Genomic DNA, 21,868 nt, shown 5'->3' with positions numbered 1-21,868 from the left:
ATTATAAACCATTACTTTTTGTGCAGTCACTTTGGGAGTTTCACTATTTTTTTTGAATATTGAAATGTATGATTTATAAAAACACACTTTATGATCAGTTCCTTATTACAAAAACTTCAGCGCAAATCTCAGTTTTCTATTCTCAGCAAACACCCAAATGTAAAATACGGGGCAGTGAGGATGGGAATTGACAATCATTTCAATATTCATCCACGCGCCAAAAATCTCAATATAGGAAGCAAACTAAATTTGAGAAATTACGTTCACTTTTTAATCGGCGAAAATGCTGAATGCGTTATTGAAGAAAACGTTTTCATGAATAATTTTTGTTCTGTAAATTGTCTACACCAAATTTTTATTGGCAAGAACACTCTGTTTGGAGAAAATGTAAAAATTTACGATCACAATCACGTTTATACACGTTCTGAACCTTTACTAATACAGCATCAAGAATTCACTTCTGCGCCAATACATATTGGCAAAAACTGCTGGTTGGGTAGCAATGTGACTATTCTGAAAGGTGTTACCATTGGTGACAATGCTATTATTGGTGCTGGTTGTACGATCTTCAAAGATGTACCAGCTAATACAACTGTAGTTAACTCCCAAGTTTTAATAGAAAAAAGTAGGTTATAGTCTACCAATTTGAATTTTAAAATTAGAAAAAAGATTTCCCCTCTTTTATTTTAAATTAAATTCGAATACGTATTATGTAGAATTTGCAGCTCAATTAGAAATTAAACACAATGAAAAACACAAAAAAAATAAAAGTTCTCTTTAGGCATCGCTCCATGGAGATGGGTGGTGTAGAAAAAGTAGTTCTCAGCATGCTCAATAATCTGAATAGGGAGAAATTTGAGATGACAATTTGCTTAAATATTAATCAAGGTGAACTTAGAAATGAAATTTCTACTCATGTAAGAAAAGTTTTTATTGCTGATGGAAAAGAAGATTTATCTAAAAATCCTTTGCTTCAAAAAATACAATTGGTAAAGCGAAAGCTTAGACTAGAAGCTGCGCAAAAAAATCCAACTATTGCTCAAAAATTATTGGGAGAAGATTATGATGTGGAGATCGCTACCACATATGCAGCTTTTTCTTCGGTCCTCAATTCTAGCAATCGCCTATCAAAAAAAATTGGGTGGTTTCATTCTGATATTACCTTACCAAAACTACAACCCCTTGTTCCTAAAATACTCGAACAAATTCCTCAATTCGATTATTTCATTTTTGGATCTCAGCAAACTAAGGAAATTTTTGTAGAAACGTATCCAAATATAAAATTGCCAGAAAATCAGGTAATACTTAATGCAATACCGATTGAGGAATTAAAAAGGAAAGCCAAAGACTTTGTTCCTAATCTACCCCAAAAACCTGTTTTTTGCTCAGTTGCTAGATTGCATAGTAGAAAGGGATTTCACAAACTAATGGATGCACATGCACAACTTCTCAGAGAAGGATTTGATCATCATATAGTGATTGTTGGAGACGGTGATGAAAAAGAAAATTTAAAGAAACAAGCTGCAGGATTGGGAGTCACAGAAAGTTTCGAATTTTTCGGCTCTCTGATGAATCCTTATCCTTACGTAAAGAATGCAGATTTCTTTATCCTCCCTTCAGAATCGGAAGGTTGGCCTCTTATCATTGCAGACACTTTAATATTACAAAAACCTATAATTTCTACCAATGTGGGAGGAGTTCCGGAGATGATAGAACATCTGAAAACGGGCTATCTGATCGATTATGAAACAGAACAAATGTATGAAGCAATGAAAAAGTTTCTTACAGATAAAGCTACAGTTTCTACCCTACAGGAAAACCTAAAGAATATTGAAAAACAATTTGATAACCAGAAAATTTTTGATGCCGTAGAACAAATTATTGTGCAACTTTCCAAAAACAACTAGATGACTATTGTATACAGAATTATCATTAAGCTACATACCCTTTGGCAAAACATTTACAAAAATGCCTATATAGAAATCTGTAAAAAAAGAGGACTTATAGTTGGCAAAGATGTCATTTTCATAGAAGCTCCAGCGTTTGGGTCTGAACCTTATTTAATAGAGATTGGAGATCGAACAAAAATTACGGCTGGCGCTACTTTTATCAATCATGATGGAGCAATGTATACCATTCGAAGTATGGATAAATATAAGGATGCCAGAAATTTTGGAAGAATAAAAATTGGCAAAAATTGCTTTGTAGGAAATAATTGCATATTTCTACCAGGTTCACAGATGGGCGACAATTGTATATTGGGAGCGGGATCTACGCTTAATTCTTCAATGCCACACAACACTGTGTATGCTGGTACACCTGCAAAGTATATTTGCACTATTGAAGAGTATGGTGACAAAGCACTTGCCAACAATGTGATGTATCCTAGAGAATTGGAGAAAAACAGAGCTCAGCTAGATGATTATATCAAAAAAAATCTACCTCGTACTTTCAAACCCATAAAGAAATAAATGAGATCGAAGAAAAAAATCCTTATCCGTATTGGTTCTCTGCGTCATGGTGGTGCCGAAAAAGTATTGGTAACTTTCCTGAAAAATCTACCTCAAGATAAATATGAGATCGATTTGCTACTCAATCTTTATTCTGGTAAATATCTTGCTGATGTACCAAGTTGGATCAATGTATTGCATCTGAATAAAGGAGAAATGATCACTACCAATCGTCCAAAAGATATTCCGAAGAAGGCTTTTAGAAAGGTGTATCAAGGAATGCTAAAAAAATACCCTCATCTGTTGTATCAATTTATTTTAAAAAATAAAAAATACGATATCGAGTTTGCGGCAATTCATGGTTTTCGGGATGAAATTTTAAATTCGCCTATTCGATCTTCAAAAAAAATCATGTGGATTCATAATGATTTAAGAAAAACCGAATTTCACGATTATACGGATAACGAAGTTAGAAAATTCTTCGGTTATGATAAAGTGATGGTGATTTCTGAGCATATTCAGAAAGATTTTGAATCGATGGCAAGAAATGAAGATGAGAAATCTAAAATTGTAAGAATCTATAATCCTTTGGACACTCATGAAATTCTTTCGAAAGCCGAAATTCCAATTCAGAAATATCAATTTAATAAAAAAGTACCTACTTTCATTTCTATCGGAACGATTTTTCCACAAAAAGGCTTTGATCGACTTTTAAAAGTGCATAAAAAACTTTTAGACGAAGGTCTTCTACATCACTTGCTAATTGTTGGCGATGGTTATGATTTTGAAAATATAAAAAATTTAAAAACCAAATTAGATGTAGATCATACTGCAACTATGTTGGGTTTTAGCGATAATCCATATCCTTACATTAAGGAAGCCGATTTTTATGTTTTGAGCTCTCGATATGAAGGATTTCCTACCGTTTTGTTTGAAGCCATGACTTTGAAAAAGAAAATTATTGCAACAGATGTTTCGGGAGTTTCTGAAATGCTACAAAAAGGAAAACTGGGCTTGATTGTAGACAATTCTGAAGAAGGTCTTTATCTAGGGATGAAAAAAGCACTCAGTCAACCAGAAGAATTCAACCACTATACAGATTTGCTGAAGGTTTATGAAATGCCTTTTGACCTAGAAAATTCTGTATCTCAAATTAGTTCTATTTTAGATTCTATATAAAATAATAAATTCTATTACCTAAATTTGTTTTATGGCAGACAACCATTCAATTATTCAAAAGGATTTTTATAGGGAGAGCGGAAAATGGCTTTCTACATTTTCTATTTGGAAAAAATGCATCAGCCCAAATTTGCACTTTATCTATATTTTAAGAAAGACTCAGGCTTCAATGAATACTCCTATTTTGGGATTAATTTGGAGATTGAGACTCAGACATTTTCAGATAAAATATGGTTTTCAGATTTATCCTGAAACCCAAATTGGAGAAGGATTTTACCTTGGACATTGGGGAAGTTTGGTGATTAATCCGAAAACCATTATTGGCAAAAATTGCAATATCGCTCAGGGAGTTACCATTGGGCAACAGAATCGTGGTAAAAATGAAGGTTTCCCAGTGATTGGTGATGAAGTTTGGATTGGTACAAATGCTGTAATCGTTGGGAATATTAAGATTGGCAACAATGTTCTGATTGCACCGAATTCTTATGTAACTTTTGATGTTCCCGACAACTCAATTGTTATGGGGAATCCTGCAACCATTATACCCAATATAAGTGCTACAGATGGATATATTAATAATTGTGTCGGATGAATATTAACAGTAATTTAAATTTCATATTAAATTTTGTTAAAAAAGGTAAATCATTCGATAAAAATTATATTTTTGCATAATTATTGATTCAGTCTATTGAAATTCAAAATAATTTAAACGAAATAAATAACTATAAACTTTTTAAATTTTATTGTATGTCACAATCGTACGAAGCTATTTTTGAAAACAATAAAAAGTGGGTAGAATCTAAAATTGCTAAAGATCCAAGTTTTTTTCAAGAATTAGCAAAGACACAAACACCCGATTATTTATATATAGGATGCTCTGATAGTAGAGTTACCGCTGAAGAATTGATGGGTACAGAGCCTGGTGAAGTTTTTGTAACAAGAAACATTGCTAATGTGGTAAATACTTTGGATATGAGTTCCACAGCCGTAATACAGTACGCTGTAGAACATCTAAAAGTGAAACATATTATTGTATGCGGACATTACAATTGCGGAGGTGTGAAAGCTGCGATGACTCCTCAAGATTTAGGATTACTGAATCCTTGGTTGAGAAACATTCGTGACGTATACAGATTACACCAAGCCGAGCTAGACGCTATTTCTGACGAAAGTAAACGTTATGATAGATTGGTAGAACTAAATGTTCAGGAACAATGTATCAACGTTGTAAAAATGGCATGTGTACAAGAAAGATACATTTTAGATGAATCTCCTGTAGTACATGGCTGGGTATTTGACCTTAGAACGGGTAAAATTATTGATTTGGAGATCGACTTTGAGAAAATTTTAAAAGACATCCAAAAAATCTATAACCTTACAAGTTCAGATTGGGTAATGAGCAGAAAGAACAAATAATCTTTCTAAAAAATAAAAAATTGAAAATGAAATTCTGGAGTACAATTACATTACTGTTTTTCCTAAACTTTACAGCGTTGCCTTGCATTGCTGCAATTTTTGGTTGGGAACTTCAACGTATGAATATTGTAATAAACGAAGAAGAACCTCATTCTCAATACTCATCTCTGTCTGTGTACGAGAAGACAATCCCAAAAACTTTAACGGTATATGATTATCTGAAGTTTTTTGAGCCAGATTTGTCTGGACAATCTTATAATCTAATAGATGATGATTTTCATCTATCGCCTTTACTTACTATATTTTCTCCGCCTCCAGAGGCATAGTTTTTTCTTTAACGCAATTTCATATTCATATCAATTATTTGATCTTGAATAGTATACTTTTAATTAATTATTAATCAATCTCGGTTGGTTGGTTTTAATCAATCAGTCATTGATATAATCGTATTTTTCAATTGTCATGAAAAAACAAACCTCATTTTTCGGAGAAGTTAAAGAAAACTTCCCCTCAGGACTTGTTGTCTTTTTAGTAGCTCTACCACTCTGTTTGGGAATAGCATTAGCCTCTGGCGCTCCACCCTTATCTGGAGTTATTGCAGGTATAGTAGGAGGATTATTAGTAGGATTTCTAAGTAATTCTAATATCTCAGTCTCAGGTCCTGCGGCTGGTCTTACTGCCATTGTTTTAGTAGCAATTACTGATCTAGGAGCTTTCGAGCTTTTTCTATGTGCGGGTATTATTGCAGGTATCATACAACTTTTCTTAGGCTTTATAAGAGCGGGAAGTATTTCCAATTATTTCCCTAATAATGTAATTGAAGGGATGCTTGCGGGTATCGGTATCACTATAATCTTAACTCAAATTCCTCATGCTTTAGGATATGACAAGGAACAGATGAGCCAAGAAAGCCTTTTTGAAAATGGTATTAATATGAACTATTTTTCAGAATTGTTTTCCTCTATTCACCCAGGAGTAATCATTATTGCTTTAGTTTCTTTTGCTATACTTTTAGCTTGGGATAATATACCTGCACTGAAAAAACTTAAAATGTTACCTGGAGCTTTGGTAGCAGTGATTGTAAGTATTTTATTAAATGAGTTATTCAAAATGTGTGCAAATTCATTAGCGATAGGTTCTGAGCATTTGGTAAAATTACCAGTTCCACAATCTCTAGATGATTTCAAAAACCTTATTGTTTTTCCTGATTTTAACGGATTTCTAAATCCTAAAGTTTGGATAGCGGGTGCTACCATCGCCATTGTAGCTTCTATTGAAACATTATTATGTATTGAGGCGTCAGACCGTTTAGATAAAAAAAGAAGAATTACGGATACCAATTTAGAACTAAGAGCTCAAGGTATTGGTAACTTATTAAGTTCTTTTATTGGTGGTTTACCAATGACATCAGTTGTGGTAAGAAGTTCTGCCAATGCTAATGCAGGAGCAACTACTAAAGTATCTACAATGATACACGGGTTGTTATTATTAATCTGTGTACTTACAATTCCTTTCATTCTAAACTTAATTCCGTTTGCTACTCTTGCTGCAGTATTAATTTTAGTAGGTTACAAATTGGCAAAAGTATCTACCATTATGCATTTTTGGCACAAAGGGAAATATCAATTTATTCCTTTCATAGCTACCATTTTAGCAGTTGTCTTTTTAGATTTGCTGAAAGGTGTAGGTATTGGTTTGCTAATCTCAGTAATCTATATTTTGCAAGGAAATATGAAAAGAGCTTACTACCTAAGACGTGACCAAATGGAAGAAGGAGACGAGATCAATATTAAATTGGCTGAAGAAGTTTCTTTCTTAAATAAAGCGGCAATAAAGAAAACTTTGAAAAATGTACCTGCACACGCTATTGTAAAGATAGATGCTACCGGTACTTCTTATATCGCAACCGATGTAATAGAGATGATTGAAGATTTTGCAAACATTAGAGCAAAAGAAGATGACATCAATGTACAACTACTCGGTTTCAAAACTTCATACAGAGATTACGAAGAAGATGAAGAATCTCACATCGTAGTAGCTCACAGAAGATCAATGTAAATAATTGTTAATTTTAATTTTAAAAAAAAGTTCTTTGAACAATCCATATATGAAAGCACACACTTCAGAAACACAATCTACAATTTCTCCAGCAAAAGCATTAGAATTTTTAAAAGAGGGAAATTCAAGATTTGTAAATAACTTAAAGGTTAATAGAAATCTATTAGAGCAAGTAAACGATACTAGAGCTGGGCAGTGGCCATTTGCAGTAATATTAAGCTGTATTGATAGTAGAACATCTGCAGAACTTATATTCGACCAAGGTTTAGGAGATATATTCAGCGTTAGAATTGCAGGTAACTTCGTGAATCAAGATATCTTAGGATCAATGGAATTTGGATGTAACGTAGCAGGATCCAAATTGGTTGTCGTACTTGGACACAGCAAATGTGGCGCTTTGAAAGGCGGTCTAGACGCTGATAAAATAAAAGGTTTAGGAATGAGCAATTTAAATCATTTAGTGAATCATTTCGAACCAATAATTAACGAAATCATCGAAGAAGGTGAAGATAGATCGTCTAAAAATGCAGATTTATTAGAAAGATTGAATGTTTGTAATGTTCAAAAATCTATCGAGGTGATTCGTGAAGAGAGCGAAACTCTTAGAAACCTAGAAAAAGAAGGAAAAATCAAAATAGTTGGAGCCAATTATAATGTAGATTCTGGCTTGGTAACTTGGTTATAAACCATTATTTACACTACAAAAAAGCGTCACCCTATTGAAAAGGTGACGCTTTTTTATTTTCCATTAAAGGAAGACATTGTATTGCCAATCCCAGCAAAGACAAATGATAGGCAAGATTTGGCGAATTTTTCTATTCTTTCGGGTAGTTTTTCTATTTCTTCTTCTTTCCAAGTTCCTAGTACATAATCTACTTGTCTACCTTCCGAAAACTCGGCAGAGATTCCAAATCTCAATCTGGCATAGTTAGGCGTTTGTAGCATCTCTTGTACACTTTTTAGTCCATTGTGGCCTGCATCAGAACCTTTCATTTTCATTCTTAAAGTACCAAATGGAAGCGCTAAATCATCGGTTACAATAAGTACATTTTCCAAAGGAATATTTTCTTTCTGTATCCAATATTTTACAGCGTTGCCAGAAAGATTCATATAGGTATCTGGTTTCAGTACAAATACTTTTCTCCCTTTATATTTGCCTTCTGCCATCCATCCAAAATTACTTGTGTTGAATGAAACTTCTAGAAGTCCAGCAATTTTATCTGCTACCTTAAAACCTATATTATGACGTGTATTTTCGTATTCGGCTCCTTTATTCCCAAGGCCAACGATAAGATATTTCATGTGAAATTTTTGCAAAATTAAGAGTTATAAAATAAAAATGCTCAATCCGATAAAGAATTGAGCTAAAATATTTTTAGTAATGCAAGATTACATAGGCTTGTAAATATAATTAAGACTATATCCATTCGTCATATAGGTTTGTGCATCATATCTAAAGTTTGAAGAAAATATTACAGGCACAGGCAATGAAGGCATTAGATCTGTAATTGTTTTTCTCTTCGGATTATTAGGCGATAACATCATGCTTTTACTATCATTAGCCATAGTCGATATTAAGTGAGATACTTTATATGCGAATGGTAACAAGGTATAAGGACTTATTTGGTCATCATAGTTCAGAAATTCATAACTGTATTTCATGGTAGGAGTACCATTAGATGTACCATTGATTGGACCATAGAATCTTTGTACTTTGGTCACATTATCACCCACATAAGAATATCCCGATTTAGAATATGCATTGTAAGCAAAAGTAGTTCCTGGTGTATCAACTCCAGTTTTCATTAAGATAGAATCCAATTTATTGGTTGTAGAAGTGTACTTCAAGTCGTACATAGTTTTCATTTTTGAATTGAGAACCGCTGGACCTGGTGTAGTGGATGGTGGTACAGGTGGTGTTCTTACATAAGTAGAACGATTTTCTGTAATACGCGTTAAATTACCCAAATTCCCATAAGTGAATAACTGAGTGTATGAAGTACTATCTGGGCCTAAAGTACCAGTCCCATTATAATCCAAATATCCATTGAAGGTAATTTGGCTTATCTTATCGCCACTCCACATAATGTTGGTGATCGATTTTTTAGCGGTGATTACCTGAGATAACAGCAAACCATTGTAACGGTATTCTGCTACAGTATCAGAATTGCTAACCTCCCTAAATAAAGCTCTTTTCCCGTTGAATCCAGTAGAGTCATTCAAGTCAATCAGTGGGCTTCCTTCCTCATCTAGCATATCTTTACAAGAATGAAAAGATGATAGACCTGCAGCAAGCAAAACAAAGTAGAAAAGTTGTTTCATATTTAGGTGGATTGTTTATATTTCCACAAATATAATTTTTTTTTGAATAAAAATCATATAATTATTTATATTATCACAAAACTAATAATCTATAAGCCATCAAAATAAATAAGTAAGCATTATAGACACAGCGTTTCTACAATCCCAATATAGATTTTAATAAAACATTTACCTCATCTACATTCTGCACCCCATCTTTTCTCATCATCAGCTGATTACCCTCTTTACCCATTTTTTCTTTTAGCTGTGCTTGTGATGGATTTTGAGTAAGATAGGTAATAATATGCCTGAACTGATCGGTCTGATAAAACTTATCCTGAGGATTATTTGGGAAATATCCCAAGAATACACCATTTTTCATCACAATTTTTTCAAAACCAATATCGGATGCCAACCATTTTAGGGCAACACTTTTCAAAAGGTTAATTACTTCTTGTGGCAGTACACCAAAACGATCTAAAAGTTCAGACTCAAACTTCGTTAGATCTTTTTCACTACTGATTTCTGCTAATTTTTGGTACAATAGCAATCTTTCTTCCGTGCTCGAAATATAAGAATCTGGAAGCATCAACTCTAGATCGGTGTCTATATTAACTTCTTTTACCGACTTAAATAATTTCTGACGATCTTCTTCATTTTCAAATAAATCTTCAAACTCTTTATCATCTTTTAGCTCTTCCAAGGCTTCTTGCATCATTTTTTGATACGTTTCGAATCCCATCTCATTGATGAATCCACTTTGCTCTCCTCCTAGTAAATCTCCTGCGCCTCTTATTTCCAAATCTTTCATCGCAATCTGGAAACCACTTCCAAGATCCGAAAATTGCTCTATTGCTTCCAGTCTTTTTCTAGCCTCACTAGAAATCAAATCGAAAGGTGGTGTTATAAGATAACAGAAAGCTTTACGATTGCTACGTCCCACACGACCTCTCATCTGGTGGATATCTGCCATCCCAAATCTTTGTGCATCATTGATGAATATTGTATTGGCATTGGGTACATCTACTCCACTTTCTACAATGGTTGTAGAAACCAAAACATCATATTTCCCATCCATGAAATGCAGCACATTCTGTTCTAGCTGTTTGCCATCCATTTGCCCATGCCCCGTAATTACTCTTGCATCGGGCACCAACCTTTGTATAAGCCCAGCAATATCTTTTAGGTTTTCTACTCTATTATTAATAAAATAAACTTGCCCATCACGCTGCAACTCATAAGAAATAGCATCTCTTATCGTCTCTTCATCAAAGCCTACCATCTGCGTTTCTACAGGTTGTCTATTGGGTGGTGGAGTTTTAATAACAGAAAGATCTCTCGCTGCCATCAAAGAAAACTGTAAAGTTCTCGGTATTGGTGTTGCAGTAAGAGTTAGCGTATCTACATTAGATTTTAAGGTTTTCAATTTATCTTTTACAGCTACACCGAATTTATGTTCTTCATCTATAATTAAAAGTCCTAAATCTTTAAATTTCACTTTTTCTGAAGCCAATTGGTGCGTACCAATTACAATATCCACTTTTCCCGTTTTCAGTCCTTCTATGGTTTCAGCTTTTTGTTTTGCCGTTCGGAATCTATTTAAGTAGGAAATATTTACTGGAAAGTCTTTCAAACGATCTTGGAAACTTCTGAAATGTTGAAATGCCAAAATTGTAGTCGGCACCAATATCGCAACTTGCTTCCCGTCTGTAGCCGCTTTGAAGGCTGCACGTATCGCAACTTCTGTTTTTCCAAAACCTACGTCACCACATACCAAACGATCCATCACGGTATCGGCTTCCATATCTCTCTTTACATCAATAGTGGCTTTTTCTTGGTCGGGTGTATCTTCATACAAGAAACTTGCTTCTAGCTCATTTTGCAAATAGGTATCTGGAGTGTAAGCAAAACCTTTAGCCGTTTTTCTTTCAGCGTATAATTTGATAAGGTCAAAAGCAATTTGTTTTACTTTGGCTTTTGTTTTTTGTTTTAAAGATTTCCAAGCTGGCGAACCCAATTTACTCAAGGTAATTTCTTTACCATCTGGTCCATTATATTTAGAAATCTTATGCAAAGAGTGAATACTTACATAGAGCAAATCTCCATTTTTATAAGTTAGCTTGAAGCATTCTTGTATTTTGCCATCGTTATTCACCTTTACCAATCCCATGAATTTTCCTATTCCGTGATCGATGTGGGCAATATAGTCTCCAATTTTCAGAGACATCAAATCCTTTAGTGTGATTTGTTCAGATTTGGCAAACGTATTTTTGGCTTTATATCTTTGGTATCTATCAAAAATCTGATGATCTGTGTAGACTAATATTTTATGATCGTTATCTACAAAACCTTCATGAAGTTCAGATTTAAAACTTTTAAAAATCAATCTTCTTTCAATATCTTCAAAGATAGATTCTAGCCTTTCTTTTTGTTTATCTGTAGAGAAGGAAATCCAAGTTTCGAAACCATCATTTTGTTTTTCTTCTAAATTTTCAAAAAGCAATTCAAAATTTTTATGAAAAGAAGGTTGTTGCGTCTGGTTGAGCTTCAATTCTTCACTTTCTACATTTTCTACGGCGACACTTCCAAAATCTATCGTTTTATACTTTTTATAATCAAATAAAAATTCTTGATCAGAAATAAATAATTCTTGAGGAGTTCTGTGTGCAATATCTTTATTGAGTTCTGCATATTTCTGTATTGCCTTATCATAGAAAGATTTTATGGTTTTTAGGCCTATAGATGCGTTTTTAGAAACCACAATACTATCTTTCGGAAGTAGTTCTAGCAAAGAAACTTTACTCCCCGAAACCGAAAAGTTCATGTTGGAAACCAGCTTAAAATCTTTTACTTTGTCTAGCGATAATTGCGTTTCTATATCGAAGGTCTTAATGTTTTCTACCTCATTTCCAAAGAATGTTATTCTATAAGGTTTCTCATTAGAGTAAGAAAAAACATCTACTATACCACCTCTCACTGAAAATTCTCCCGGTTCTGATACAAAATCTGTCTGCTGAAATTGGTAATGCGATAATAACTCATCTACAAAATCAAAATCCAACTGATCTCCTACTTTAATATGATGGGAAATTGCCTTGAAATCTTCTTTTTTTAATACTTTTTCAGACAAAGCACCCATATAAGCCACAATTACTTTGGGAGACTTTTCAGAATTTATTTTATTTAAAACATCAGTTCTCAATACCAAATTGGCATTCTGCGTTTTCTCTAGTTGATAAGGTTCTAGATGGGTAGCCGGAAAGTACAAAACTTTATCAGAACCCAATAGATCTTCCATCTCTGTATTTACGTACAAAGCATCTTCTTTCTCATCTACCAAAAGCAATATGCTTTTTTTGTGGGCAAGAAAAAGTTCTGCAGCAAAAATACTCACAGAAGAACCAGCATTACCCTTCACCGAGAGATGCTGATTATTTTCAAACCGAGCAAAAATCTCTTTTCCGAATTCTTTTTTTAGTAGATCTGGTAAGAAACTTTCTTTGATGGTTTTTAAATGCATATAAAAATAGGTATAAACGACAAAATCGATTTCGAGGCTTTCCCGAAATCGTTATTGAATGATAACAAAGGTAATGCTAATTTCTCAGCTCTCAAAGATTTTAATTTAACCAACAAAATCCTCATAATCATTACAGATTCTTAATTATTTATAATTTAATTTAAATATATGTTAAAAAAATTAATAATAAAATTTATAGGCACAATCTTTGCGATTACTTATTTCAATTATTAAATCAAAATTATTATGAAAAATTTAATTAAGGTATTAGGAATTTTTATGCTTGTTGTATTTTCTGCAACAGCAATAATGTCATGTAACAATGACGATGATCCGGCAGATAATGATTTCTTTGCAGGTACATACAATGGAAGCATCAAGTATTTTGATGGGGATACCACAAAAACGGTAGATAATGGTAAAGTATTTGTAACAAAAATTGCCAGCGGAACCAAATATAATTTTGCTTTCTCTGATGGAATTGCTGACCTAAATGGTGTAGAATTTCAAAAAGAAGGTGATAACGTATTGGTAAGTGTAGGATCTTCAGCAACCTCTTATATTAGAATAGACAATAATACATTGAAAATGCTTTATGTAAAAGATGGAAAAACTTGGACAGCTAATTGTACGAGATAATCACACTATTCATATTTTTTTTAAAACCTGTTTCATTATTGATGAAACAGGTTTTTTTATTATAAATTATCCTGTTCAATTCTCAATTTTAAAAACGATTTCGCTAGGGATTTTTTTAATATTTCTTTTAATTTAATTTTAATCTGTAACAAAATTGAGTTAAACTTAATAAAAAACATGATAGTTGAATACTTTTTGTATAATTTTAGTACAACAAACAACAACATATTTCTCATGAAAAAATTTCTTACTGCAATGTCTATCGTATTAGGATTAGGATTTGCAAATGCTCAACAAGCAGCACCTGCAACACAAAAGACTCAGCAGGTAACCTCTACAACAACGAAAACTTCCCCAACTCAGAAAACAACAACTACCCATACCAATACGGCAACAAAAAATGCCAAAACAGGTACAACTAACGCTACTACTACCACTCCAACAAAGGATGTGAAGATGAAAAAAGATGGTACTCCGGATAAAAGATACAGGCAAAACCAAAATTTGAAAAAAGACGGGACGCCAGACAAAAGATATAAAGCTAATAAATAGCAATTCAATTTCTATCATCGATAATTTTTGTATGCCGATGATTTTTTTCATCGGTTTTTTTATGATTCTACACCAAATGATAGAATCATGTCTTTAGTTATTTATAAATTTGAACTATGTTAAACTTTCTCAAGAAAAATATTGCGCTCATCTGGGCAAAAAAACATGTTCAGAAGGCAGAAGAATTTAAAAATAATGCAGAAAAAAACCAAGAAGAGCTATTACTTTCTATGGTAAAAAATGCTGAAAAAACGCTTTTTGGAAGACAACATCAGTTTGAAAATATAAAATCTATAGCCGATTTTCAGAAGAGCGTCCCTATTGCCGACTATGAAAATCTAAAACCTTATATAGAAAAAGTAAAACGCGGACAGCGCAATATTTTGTGGACAGAAACACCAGAATATTTCGCAAAAACTTCGGGTACAACTTCTGGTGCCAAGTATATCCCAATTTCTAAAGAAGGAATGCCATACCAAATTGCGGGTGCACAGAGCGCACTTTTTCATTATATCGCCCAAAAGGGGAATGCCAATTTTGTAAAGGGAAAAATGATATTCTTGCAAGGAAGTCCAGAGCTAGAAGAAGTTTTCGGGATAAAAACAGGGAGATTATCTGGTATTGTAGCACACCACATCCCGAAATATTTGCAAAAAAACAGATTGCCAAGTTGGGAAACTAATATGATGGAAGATTGGGAGGCAAAAGTAGATAAAATTGTAGAGGAAACAGAGAAGCAAAATATGACTCTAATATCTGGGATACCGCCTTGGTTGATTATGTATTTCGAAAAATTAATTGAAAAAAATGGAAAGAAAATAAAAGAGATTTTCCCGAATCTTCAATTGATTGTTACTGGCGGAGTAAACTATGAACCATATCGAGAAAAAATGGAAATGCTGTTGGGAGGAAAAGTAGATATTGTACAAACTTTCCCTGCTTCTGAAGGATTTTTTGCATTTCAAGATGATTATACCAAAGAAGGACTTTTGTTATTGACGAATCATGGCATTTTCTATGAATTTATTCCTTTAGAACAATATGGAAAACCCAATGCACAGCGATTGACCTTAAAAGAGGTACAACTCAATAAAGATTATGCTCTCATACTCTCTACCAATTCTGGACTTTGGGGATATTCTATAGGCGATGTTGTAAGATTTATTGATAAAAAGCCATATCGAATTTTGGTAAGTGGAAGAACCAAACATTTCACATCAGCTTTTGGGGAGCATGTAATCGGTATTGAAGTAGAAGAAGCAATGAAAGCCACATTAGAGAAGTTTCCGGCACAGATTACAGAATTTCATTTAGCTCCACAAGTTAATCCTGAGGAAGGTCTTCCCTACCATGAATGGTTTGTAGAATTTGAAAAGGAACCAGAAAATCTAGGTCATTTCAGAGAAGAACTGGACGATCAGATGAGAAAGAGAAATACATATTATGATGATTTGGTTTCTGGAAATATTCTGCAAAAACTTAAAATAAGTGTTTTACAAAAAAATGCCTTTCATGAGTACGCCAAATCTGAAGGTAAATTGGGAGGTCAAAATAAAATTCCGCGTTTGGCTAATGATACCAAAATTGCAGATCTCCTGAAAGTTTACAAAAAATAATCACTTTTTGTAGATTCTGAAAACATATATTCAAAAAATAGTATAAATTTGGGAAAATAAAAAATAATAATGAGAGCATCTGTACTTTTAAAATCATCTTTGTTAACTTCTTTATTTGTATTGTCGTCATGTGCTACCACAAAATATAGTGAAGATATTTCTAAAAATAACTATTCTAACCTTGAAGCAGGAAGAATGTACACGGTAACCATGAGAGATGGTTCTAAAAGTCAAAAAATGCTTTTCCGTAATATTGATGGCGACAATCTGATTGGTACAGCTGGTAAAAAAGATAGTGCAGAGGTTATCATCCCAAAATCTAATGTAGTTTCTGTAAAAGATAGATCTCGTGCAAGAGTAGCTGGAGGCGCTGTAGTAATAGGCGCAGCAGCTGTAGCAGCTATTGTAATAAGCTCGTCTAGAGCCGACTAATATTATCAATAAAAAAAATACAACTAACAAATAGCCCCGAATTATATTTAGGGCTATTTTTGTGGAATGATTTCTCTATCTCCACTTAAGACTTTACAAAATAAAGAATTCCGAAATCTACTTACTGGTAGATTTTTTATCGTATTGGCATTTAGAATGTTGGCTACACTTCTTGGTTGGTGGGTCTATCAACTGACTAAGGATCCATTCTCCATTGGACTTATTGGGCTTTCAGAGGTTATTCCTGCAGTTTCTTGCGCCTTATACGCAGGACACGTAATTGATACCAACGAGAAAAAGAGACTACTACTTATTTGTAATTATGCGTATGTTTTCTTGATTGGGCTTTTGCTTATCCCCGCATTTTACAATATAGAATTGCATTTTTCTGGGCATCAGATTACCTATTTTATCTATGCTGTCATATTTTTCACGGGTATTGCCAGAGCTTTTATTGGACCTATTGTCCCTTCTATGATCCCAAAAATTGTGGATAAGATAAATCTCCCTAGTGCGATTACACTCAACCAAGCTACATTTCTTACTTCATCTGTTTGTGGTCATGCTATAGGTGGATTTCTGATTGGCTTTTTCGGTGTAAAATATACTTTACTAGTTATCATCTCTTTGATTGTAATTGCTTCCATATTTTTTTGGCAACTGAATGAACAGCATTCTCAGAATAAAAAGGAAAATATGAAAATTATGGAAAGCATGAAGGAAGGCGTTGACTATATCTTAAAAACTAAAGAGATATTAGGAGCCTTGTGTCTAGATATGTTTGCCGTACTTTTTGGAGGTGCCGTTGCACTAATTCCTGTTTTTGCCACGGATATTTTAAAATCTGGAGCTGAAGGTTTTGGATTGCTAAATGCAGCATCAGACATAGGATCTATGATTATTATTGCAACCTTAGCCATGGTACCATTAAGGAAAAACCAAGGCAAAATATTATTGGTTGCTGTGGCAGGATTTGGACTCTGTATTATTGGTTTCGGATTGTCACAATATTATTGGTTATCATTTTTCTTTTTAGTTTTAAGTGGAATGTTGGATGGGATTTCTGTAGTAATAAGAGGAACTATTGTACAACTGAAAACGCCTGATCATATCAGAGGAAGAGTGCTAAGTGTAAATTCTATTTTTATTATGTCTAGTAACGAGATGGGGCAATTCGAAAGTGGTCTGATGGCAAAAATGCTAGGCGTAGTAAGGTCTGTAGTGATTGGAGGTAGTATTACTGTACTTATAGCACTATTGGTTGGTAGTAATAACAAGAAATTGAGGAATATGCAATATTAATTAAAAATCGTTATATTATTTAAATATAATCTTAAATTTTATCGCAAGGTTAATATTATTTTTTCATACTTTTATAAAAAAAAAATATGAAAAAATATTTACTGGTTTTCATACTTTGTCTATCACAAATATTCCTTGCACAATCTAGTTCCGATTGCGGTGCTACAACCGTTCAGGTGTGTGGTAATTCGCCTATATCATTTACCCCTACAGGACCTGGAGATACTTTAGAAACACTAGGTGGATGTCTTAGCGGAGAACATTTTTCTGTATGGTACACCTTTAATATCGCAACTTCTGGTACATTGACTTTTAACATCAATCCCAATGACTTAAGTGATGATTATGATTGGGCAGTGTATGGACCTAATAAAACATGTGCTAACCTAGGATCCCCAATTCGTTGTAACTATTCTGCAGCAGATGGCCCTACAGGACTGAATATGACCTCAACCCTTACATCAGCTACTGCAACCCAAAGTCCGTTTTGTTCTTATATGAATGTAGTTGCAGGAGAAACATACTATCTAATTGTAGATAACTTCTCCTCTTCCGCTAACGGATTTGTACTGACTTGGGGTGGAACAGCACAATTGGTCTCACCTTTTAATTCAGCTTATCAACCTAATCCATTTATTGCTCCAGGTGATCCAGGCCCAACGCCTACTTCACCTAGAGAAGTTATAGTTTGTTCGGATCCAGCAGTCTTTGATTTCAGTACGCTATCTGCTGGTATTATCAACAACAACCCAAATTTCATTGTAAATTATCATTATAATCCTAACGATGCTATTAATGGCAATAATCCTATTAATACACCTATTCCGGTAAATACTACGGACACTTATTATTATGCAATCATGTATAATGATCCCGCAGCACCATCGGGAGCAATCAATAGGTGCAGAATACCTGGTACATTCAAATTTGTGCAACATGCACTCACGGTAAATAACGCCACTCTTACTGCGTGTAATAATAATGATATAGGGACAGCTGTATTCAATCTATCTGATGCCATCGTAACCGCAAATACGAATGTTGTATACAAATACTTCCCAACAATGAATGATGCAATTGCTGGAACTAACGAAATTACAAACCCTTTTCAATACACCTCAGCTGGTGGAACAGTATACGTAAAAGTAACTTCCCAATATGGATGTGTAGATATTGCTGAGATCAAACTTACATTCTACGCTCCTATTGTTGTGACAGATGCCATATTAAGATCTTGTTTTATAGACACAAATCCTTCCACAGGATTATTTGATCTTACTACCGCTAATGTTACTTTGCAAGGAGGTACTACAAAACAATATTTCCCTTCTGAGGCTGATGCTGTAAATAATACCAACGAAATACAAAGTCCTGCAAACCATATTGCTCCTACAGGCGTTGCCTTTGTGAGAGTAAATGATGCAAATGGATGCTTCAATGTAGCTAAAGTCAATTTGTATGTAATACCTCCAATATATAGTACAGTATTGGAAGATAAAATAATATGTATAGAAAACACAACCACACTAGACGCAGGTCCTGGATTTGATGGATATTTGTGGAGCACAGGTGCTACAACACAATCTGTATTTAATATTGGTGTGGGAACGTATTGGGTGCAGCTGAAAAGTGGAAATTGTACCTCTATGCAAAAAGTGACAGTTTATCCATCTGAGCAACCCGTGATCACATATATTGATGTCACTACAAGTACTATTACTGTAAATGTAGTAGGTGGTACACCTTCTTACAAATATTCTTTGGATGATATTGTATGGCAAGATTCTAATGTGTTTAATAATCTTACAAGAGGAGATTACACAGTATATGTAAAAGATGCTTACAATTGTATACCAATCCAGATTGGTATTGCAATCCCTAACTTGGTGAATGTTATTACTCCAAACGGAGATGGCATCAATGATGTAATTAATTATTCATCTTTCGCTAACAGTCACAATTTGATAATGGACATATTTGATCGTTATGGAACCAAGATTCATAGAGCAGACAAATCTAATGGTTATACCTGGGATGGAACGATAGCAGGCAAAAAGGTAGCCACTGGAAATTATTGGTATTCTGTAACTTGGAATGAAAATAATAAAAACAAGACATCCATGAAATATTCTGGATGGATTATGGTTAAAAACAGAGAATAAAGGATCTAAGTTTCAAAAGAAAATCGCTTTATGAAGCGATTTTCTTTATTTTACAATAAATTGTATAATTTTAATTAAATTTGAAGAAAAGTTACCCAATATGAAAAAAATATTACTTTTTTTTACGATAATTTTAGTTCAACTATTTTATTCTCAGTCAGATTGTATATCTGCAGTGCCTGTCTGTGGTAATTCAAGCTTTTCTTATAATTCTGTAAGTAGCGGATCTGAAGCTGAAGATTTAATGGGGTGTCTTTCAAGTGATGAGCACAATTCGGTATGGTATACTTTTACCATTGCAACTTCAGGAACTCTTACCTTTGTCATTAATCCAAATGATTATGCAGATGATTACGATTTTGGGGTATATGGACCCAACCAAACTTGTGGAGCCTTATCTCCACCTATTAGATGTAATTATTCAGGGGTGGATGGGCCAACAGGTTTAGACCTAACACTTACAGGTAACGCCACTAGTGGAACAATGAGTGCTTATTTAGATGTGTTAGCTGGTGAAACCTATTATTTGGTGATTGATAACTTTTTGAGCTCAGGAAACGGATTTTCTCTAAATTGGGGTGGTACTGCTACTCTTACCTCGGCTTTTAACGATCCAGCATTAACGCCATTTCCATTTGTAACTCCTGGTGTTCCTGCAGCAAATCCTTCAGATCCAAAAGAAATACTAAAATGTGCATTACCAACGCAATTTAATTTCACTACACTCTCTGCAGGAATTCTAAATAACAATCCCAACTTTGTAGTTACTTATCATAATACTAATAATGATGCCATTACAGGCAATAATCCACTTACCACAACGACGATTGACGGGACTACAACCTATTATTACAGATTACGTTATCAGGATCCAAATAATGCTACAAACCCTATTAATGGTTGTTTCGAGTTGGGTGAATTTAAATTTAAACAAGGAAATATTGTCGCTTTAGATGATGACCTTACAGAATGTAATAATAATGGTGCAGGTACAGCAACTTACAACCTTACTTCAGCAATAGTATTTGCAGATCCATTGGCTACTAAAAAATACTATCCAACCCTTGCTGATCTTAATGCCAACACTAATCAAATAATGAATCCCACAGCATACGTTTCCGCTGAGAAAACAGTTTACGTTTTGGTAACTTCTGTGGAAGGTTGTACAGATGTTGGAGAAATCTTATTGAAATTTTATCCAAACATTCAAGCTACACCTGCAGCATTAGAATCTTGTTATATAGAATCTGCTGTTACTACAGCTTCTTTTGATCTTACTTCTGCTAATGTGACATCAAATACTGGAATTACAAAAAAATTCTACACCTCTTTAGCTAATGCACAAGCTGGAACCAATGAAATTCTTAATCCTACTGCATATATCACTCCCTCTACCGAAGTATACGTAAGAATCACGAGTGTAGCCAATTGTTATGTGATTACAAAAATTAGCCTTAAAGTTTTGCCACCTGCAAAATCTGGTATTTTAAAAGATAAAACTATTTGTATAGAAGATAGAACTACATTAGATGCAGGTCCTGGATTTGATGGATATGAATGGAGTACTGGTGCTACCACGCAATCTATACAAGGAGTTGGTGTAGGAACTTATTGGGTGATATTAAAAACAGGCAAATGTTTTACAAAACAAGAAGTGAAAGTGCATGCCAACCAACAATTTGTAATTTCCAATATCGATATTAGCAATAATACCATTACCGTAAACGTAAATAGTGGCACGGCTCCTTATCAATATTCGCTAGATGGCATTACGTGGCAAGAATCTAATATATTTTCTAATTTACCAAGAGGTGAAGTGAAAGTGTTTGTAAAAGACAAATTCGATTGTGACCCAATGATGGTAGAAATAACAGTCCCAAATCTCATCAATGCAATAACTCCAAATGGAGACAACATCAATGATGAAATAGATTATTCTGCATTAGCTTACAAAAAAAATCTTGTATTCTCAGTTTACAATAGATACGGAAACAAAGTGCATGAAGCTGATAAACAAAGAAATTATAAATGGGATGGAACCTCTGGCGGTAAAAAACTGAATACTGGTACATATTGGTACACCATCACTTGGATTGAAGACAATAAAGAAAATACGCCTACCAAATATACCGGTTGGATTCTTCTTAAAAATATTGAATAAATATTTTCTAAATACAAATTTCTAAAATCACTTCAGCAATGAAGTGATTTTTTTTACTTTTCAAGTGTAGTCTATAAATC

At 33.9% G+C, this 21,868-nt stretch carries 19 protein-coding genes; 16 read left to right on the top strand and 3 right to left on the bottom strand.

What is annotated here, in order from left to right; genetic code table 11:
• Positions 1-90: 90 nt before the first annotated feature.
• From ACKI42_RS05665 to ACKI42_RS05625, 9 genes are all read left to right on the top strand, one after another.
• Positions 91-636, top strand: a complete 546-nt coding sequence (locus tag ACKI42_RS05665) for an acyltransferase (protein WP_407403337.1) — start codon at positions 91-93, stop codon at positions 634-636.
• Between the two features lie 110 nt (positions 637-746).
• Positions 747-1,907, top strand: coding sequence for a glycosyltransferase (locus ACKI42_RS05660; RefSeq protein WP_407403335.1), 1,161 nt, complete (start codon positions 747-749; stop codon positions 1,905-1,907).
• On the top strand, positions 1,908-2,471 hold the full coding sequence (locus ACKI42_RS05655) for an acyltransferase (RefSeq protein WP_407403333.1): 564 nt from the start codon (positions 1,908-1,910) through the stop codon (positions 2,469-2,471). It begins immediately after the preceding gene.
• Positions 2,472-3,629, top strand: coding sequence for a glycosyltransferase (locus tag ACKI42_RS05650; protein WP_407403331.1), 1,158 nt, complete (start codon positions 2,472-2,474; stop codon positions 3,627-3,629).
• Positions 3,630-3,660: 31 nt separating this feature from the next.
• Positions 3,661-4,221 carry a serine acetyltransferase gene (locus tag ACKI42_RS05645; RefSeq protein WP_407403329.1) on the top strand — a complete coding sequence of 187 codons (561 nt, stop codon included), beginning with the start codon at positions 3,661-3,663 and terminating at the stop codon, positions 4,219-4,221.
• Positions 4,222-4,376: 155 nt separating this feature from the next.
• Entirely contained in the window at positions 4,377-5,045 is a 669-nt protein-coding gene (locus ACKI42_RS05640) for a carbonic anhydrase (RefSeq protein WP_407403327.1), read from the top strand.
• A gap of 26 nt (positions 5,046-5,071) precedes the next feature.
• A complete protein-coding gene (locus tag ACKI42_RS05635) occupies positions 5,072-5,371 on the top strand; it encodes a hypothetical protein (RefSeq protein WP_407403325.1) in 300 nt (99 codons plus the stop codon).
• A 136-nt stretch (positions 5,372-5,507) separates the two neighbouring features.
• The gene (locus tag ACKI42_RS05630) at positions 5,508-7,103 is read left to right on the top strand and encodes a SulP family inorganic anion transporter (protein WP_407403323.1); all 1,596 of its coding nucleotides are present in this window, start codon (positions 5,508-5,510) and stop codon (positions 7,101-7,103) included.
• Positions 7,104-7,152: 49 nt separating this feature from the next.
• On the top strand, positions 7,153-7,788 hold the full coding sequence (locus tag ACKI42_RS05625; RefSeq protein WP_407403321.1) for a carbonic anhydrase: 636 nt from the start codon (positions 7,153-7,155) through the stop codon (positions 7,786-7,788).
• Positions 7,789-7,841: 53 nt separating this feature from the next.
• Here ACKI42_RS05625 and pth read toward each other — a convergent pair whose 3' ends face one another.
• The 3 genes from pth to mfd form a co-directional block, all read right to left on the bottom strand.
• Entirely contained in the window at positions 7,842-8,405 is a 564-nt protein-coding gene (gene pth, locus ACKI42_RS05620; protein WP_407403319.1) for an aminoacyl-tRNA hydrolase, read from the bottom strand.
• A gap of 87 nt (positions 8,406-8,492) precedes the next feature.
• Positions 8,493-9,425, bottom strand: a complete 933-nt coding sequence (locus tag ACKI42_RS05615) for a hypothetical protein (RefSeq protein WP_407403317.1) — start codon at positions 9,423-9,425, stop codon at positions 8,493-8,495.
• Positions 9,426-9,561: 136 nt separating this feature from the next.
• A complete protein-coding gene (gene mfd, locus ACKI42_RS05610; RefSeq protein WP_407403315.1) occupies positions 9,562-12,924 on the bottom strand; it encodes a transcription-repair coupling factor in 3,363 nt (1,120 codons plus the stop codon).
• A 246-nt stretch (positions 12,925-13,170) separates the two neighbouring features.
• Between mfd and ACKI42_RS05605 the strand changes: the two genes are divergently transcribed.
• The 7 genes from ACKI42_RS05605 to ACKI42_RS05575 all read left to right on the top strand — a co-directional run bounded on the left by ACKI42_RS05605 (position 13,171) and on the right by ACKI42_RS05575 (position 21,788).
• Entirely contained in the window at positions 13,171-13,563 is a 393-nt protein-coding gene (locus tag ACKI42_RS05605; RefSeq protein ID WP_407403313.1) for a hypothetical protein, read from the top strand.
• A gap of 234 nt (positions 13,564-13,797) precedes the next feature.
• On the top strand, positions 13,798-14,115 hold the full coding sequence (locus ACKI42_RS05600) for a hypothetical protein (RefSeq protein WP_407403311.1): 318 nt from the start codon (positions 13,798-13,800) through the stop codon (positions 14,113-14,115).
• A gap of 116 nt (positions 14,116-14,231) precedes the next feature.
• Complete coding sequence (locus ACKI42_RS05595) at positions 14,232-15,731, top strand: GH3 auxin-responsive promoter family protein (RefSeq protein WP_407403309.1); 1,500 nt, start codon at positions 14,232-14,234, stop codon at positions 15,729-15,731.
• A gap of 69 nt (positions 15,732-15,800) precedes the next feature.
• Positions 15,801-16,163, top strand: coding sequence for a hypothetical protein (locus tag ACKI42_RS05590; protein ID WP_407403307.1), 363 nt, complete (start codon positions 15,801-15,803; stop codon positions 16,161-16,163).
• 66 nt (positions 16,164-16,229) lie between these two features.
• Entirely contained in the window at positions 16,230-17,465 is a 1,236-nt protein-coding gene (locus ACKI42_RS05585) for an MFS transporter (RefSeq protein WP_407403305.1), read from the top strand.
• Positions 17,466-17,551: 86 nt separating this feature from the next.
• Positions 17,552-19,627, top strand: a complete 2,076-nt coding sequence (locus ACKI42_RS05580) for a T9SS type B sorting domain-containing protein (protein ID WP_407403303.1) — start codon at positions 17,552-17,554, stop codon at positions 19,625-19,627.
• 100 nt (positions 19,628-19,727) lie between these two features.
• On the top strand, positions 19,728-21,788 hold the full coding sequence (locus ACKI42_RS05575) for a gliding motility-associated C-terminal domain-containing protein (protein WP_407403301.1): 2,061 nt from the start codon (positions 19,728-19,730) through the stop codon (positions 21,786-21,788).
• Positions 21,789-21,868: the final 80 nt, after the last annotated feature.

The organism is Chryseobacterium sp. (genome assembly GCF_045629545.1).
GTDB lineage: Bacteria > Bacteroidota > Bacteroidia > Flavobacteriales > Weeksellaceae > Chryseobacterium.
The sequence above is the reverse complement of the archived record's forward strand: the minus strand, read 5'-3'. Positions and strand labels throughout refer to the sequence as shown.

Excerpts from the sequence above, each read along its gene's own strand:
- ACKI42_RS05660 (WP_407403335.1), top strand. The coding sequence starts at position 747 with ATGAAAAACACAAAAAAAATAAAAGTTCTCTTTAGGCATCGCTCCATG.
- ACKI42_RS05665 (WP_407403337.1), top strand. The coding sequence starts at position 91 with ATGATCAGTTCCTTATTACAAAAACTTCAGCGCAAATCTCAGTTTTCT.
- ACKI42_RS05650 (WP_407403331.1), top strand. The coding sequence starts at position 2,472 with ATGAGATCGAAGAAAAAAATCCTTATCCGTATTGGTTCTCTGCGTCAT.
- ACKI42_RS05590 (WP_407403307.1), top strand. The coding sequence starts at position 15,801 with ATGAGAGCATCTGTACTTTTAAAATCATCTTTGTTAACTTCTTTATTT.
- ACKI42_RS05635 (WP_407403325.1), top strand. The coding sequence starts at position 5,072 with ATGAAATTCTGGAGTACAATTACATTACTGTTTTTCCTAAACTTTACA.
- ACKI42_RS05580 (WP_407403303.1), top strand. The coding sequence starts at position 17,552 with ATGAAAAAATATTTACTGGTTTTCATACTTTGTCTATCACAAATATTC.
- ACKI42_RS05630 (WP_407403323.1), top strand. The coding sequence starts at position 5,508 with ATGAAAAAACAAACCTCATTTTTCGGAGAAGTTAAAGAAAACTTCCCC.
- ACKI42_RS05605 (WP_407403313.1), top strand. The coding sequence starts at position 13,171 with ATGAAAAATTTAATTAAGGTATTAGGAATTTTTATGCTTGTTGTATTT.
- ACKI42_RS05595 (WP_407403309.1), top strand. The coding sequence starts at position 14,232 with ATGTTAAACTTTCTCAAGAAAAATATTGCGCTCATCTGGGCAAAAAAA.
- ACKI42_RS05615 (WP_407403317.1), bottom strand. The coding sequence starts at position 9,425 with ATGAAACAACTTTTCTACTTTGTTTTGCTTGCTGCAGGTCTATCATCT.
- mfd (WP_407403315.1), bottom strand. The coding sequence starts at position 12,924 with ATGCATTTAAAAACCATCAAAGAAAGTTTCTTACCAGATCTACTAAAA.
- ACKI42_RS05655 (WP_407403333.1), top strand. The coding sequence starts at position 1,908 with ATGACTATTGTATACAGAATTATCATTAAGCTACATACCCTTTGGCAA.
- ACKI42_RS05600 (WP_407403311.1), top strand. The coding sequence starts at position 13,798 with ATGAAAAAATTTCTTACTGCAATGTCTATCGTATTAGGATTAGGATTT.
- ACKI42_RS05645 (WP_407403329.1), top strand. The coding sequence starts at position 3,661 with ATGGCAGACAACCATTCAATTATTCAAAAGGATTTTTATAGGGAGAGC.
- ACKI42_RS05640 (WP_407403327.1), top strand. The coding sequence starts at position 4,377 with ATGTCACAATCGTACGAAGCTATTTTTGAAAACAATAAAAAGTGGGTA.
- pth (WP_407403319.1), bottom strand. The coding sequence starts at position 8,405 with ATGAAATATCTTATCGTTGGCCTTGGGAATAAAGGAGCCGAATACGAA.
- ACKI42_RS05575 (WP_407403301.1), top strand. The coding sequence starts at position 19,728 with ATGAAAAAAATATTACTTTTTTTTACGATAATTTTAGTTCAACTATTT.
- ACKI42_RS05585 (WP_407403305.1), top strand. The coding sequence starts at position 16,230 with ATGATTTCTCTATCTCCACTTAAGACTTTACAAAATAAAGAATTCCGA.
- ACKI42_RS05625 (WP_407403321.1), top strand. The coding sequence starts at position 7,153 with ATGAAAGCACACACTTCAGAAACACAATCTACAATTTCTCCAGCAAAA.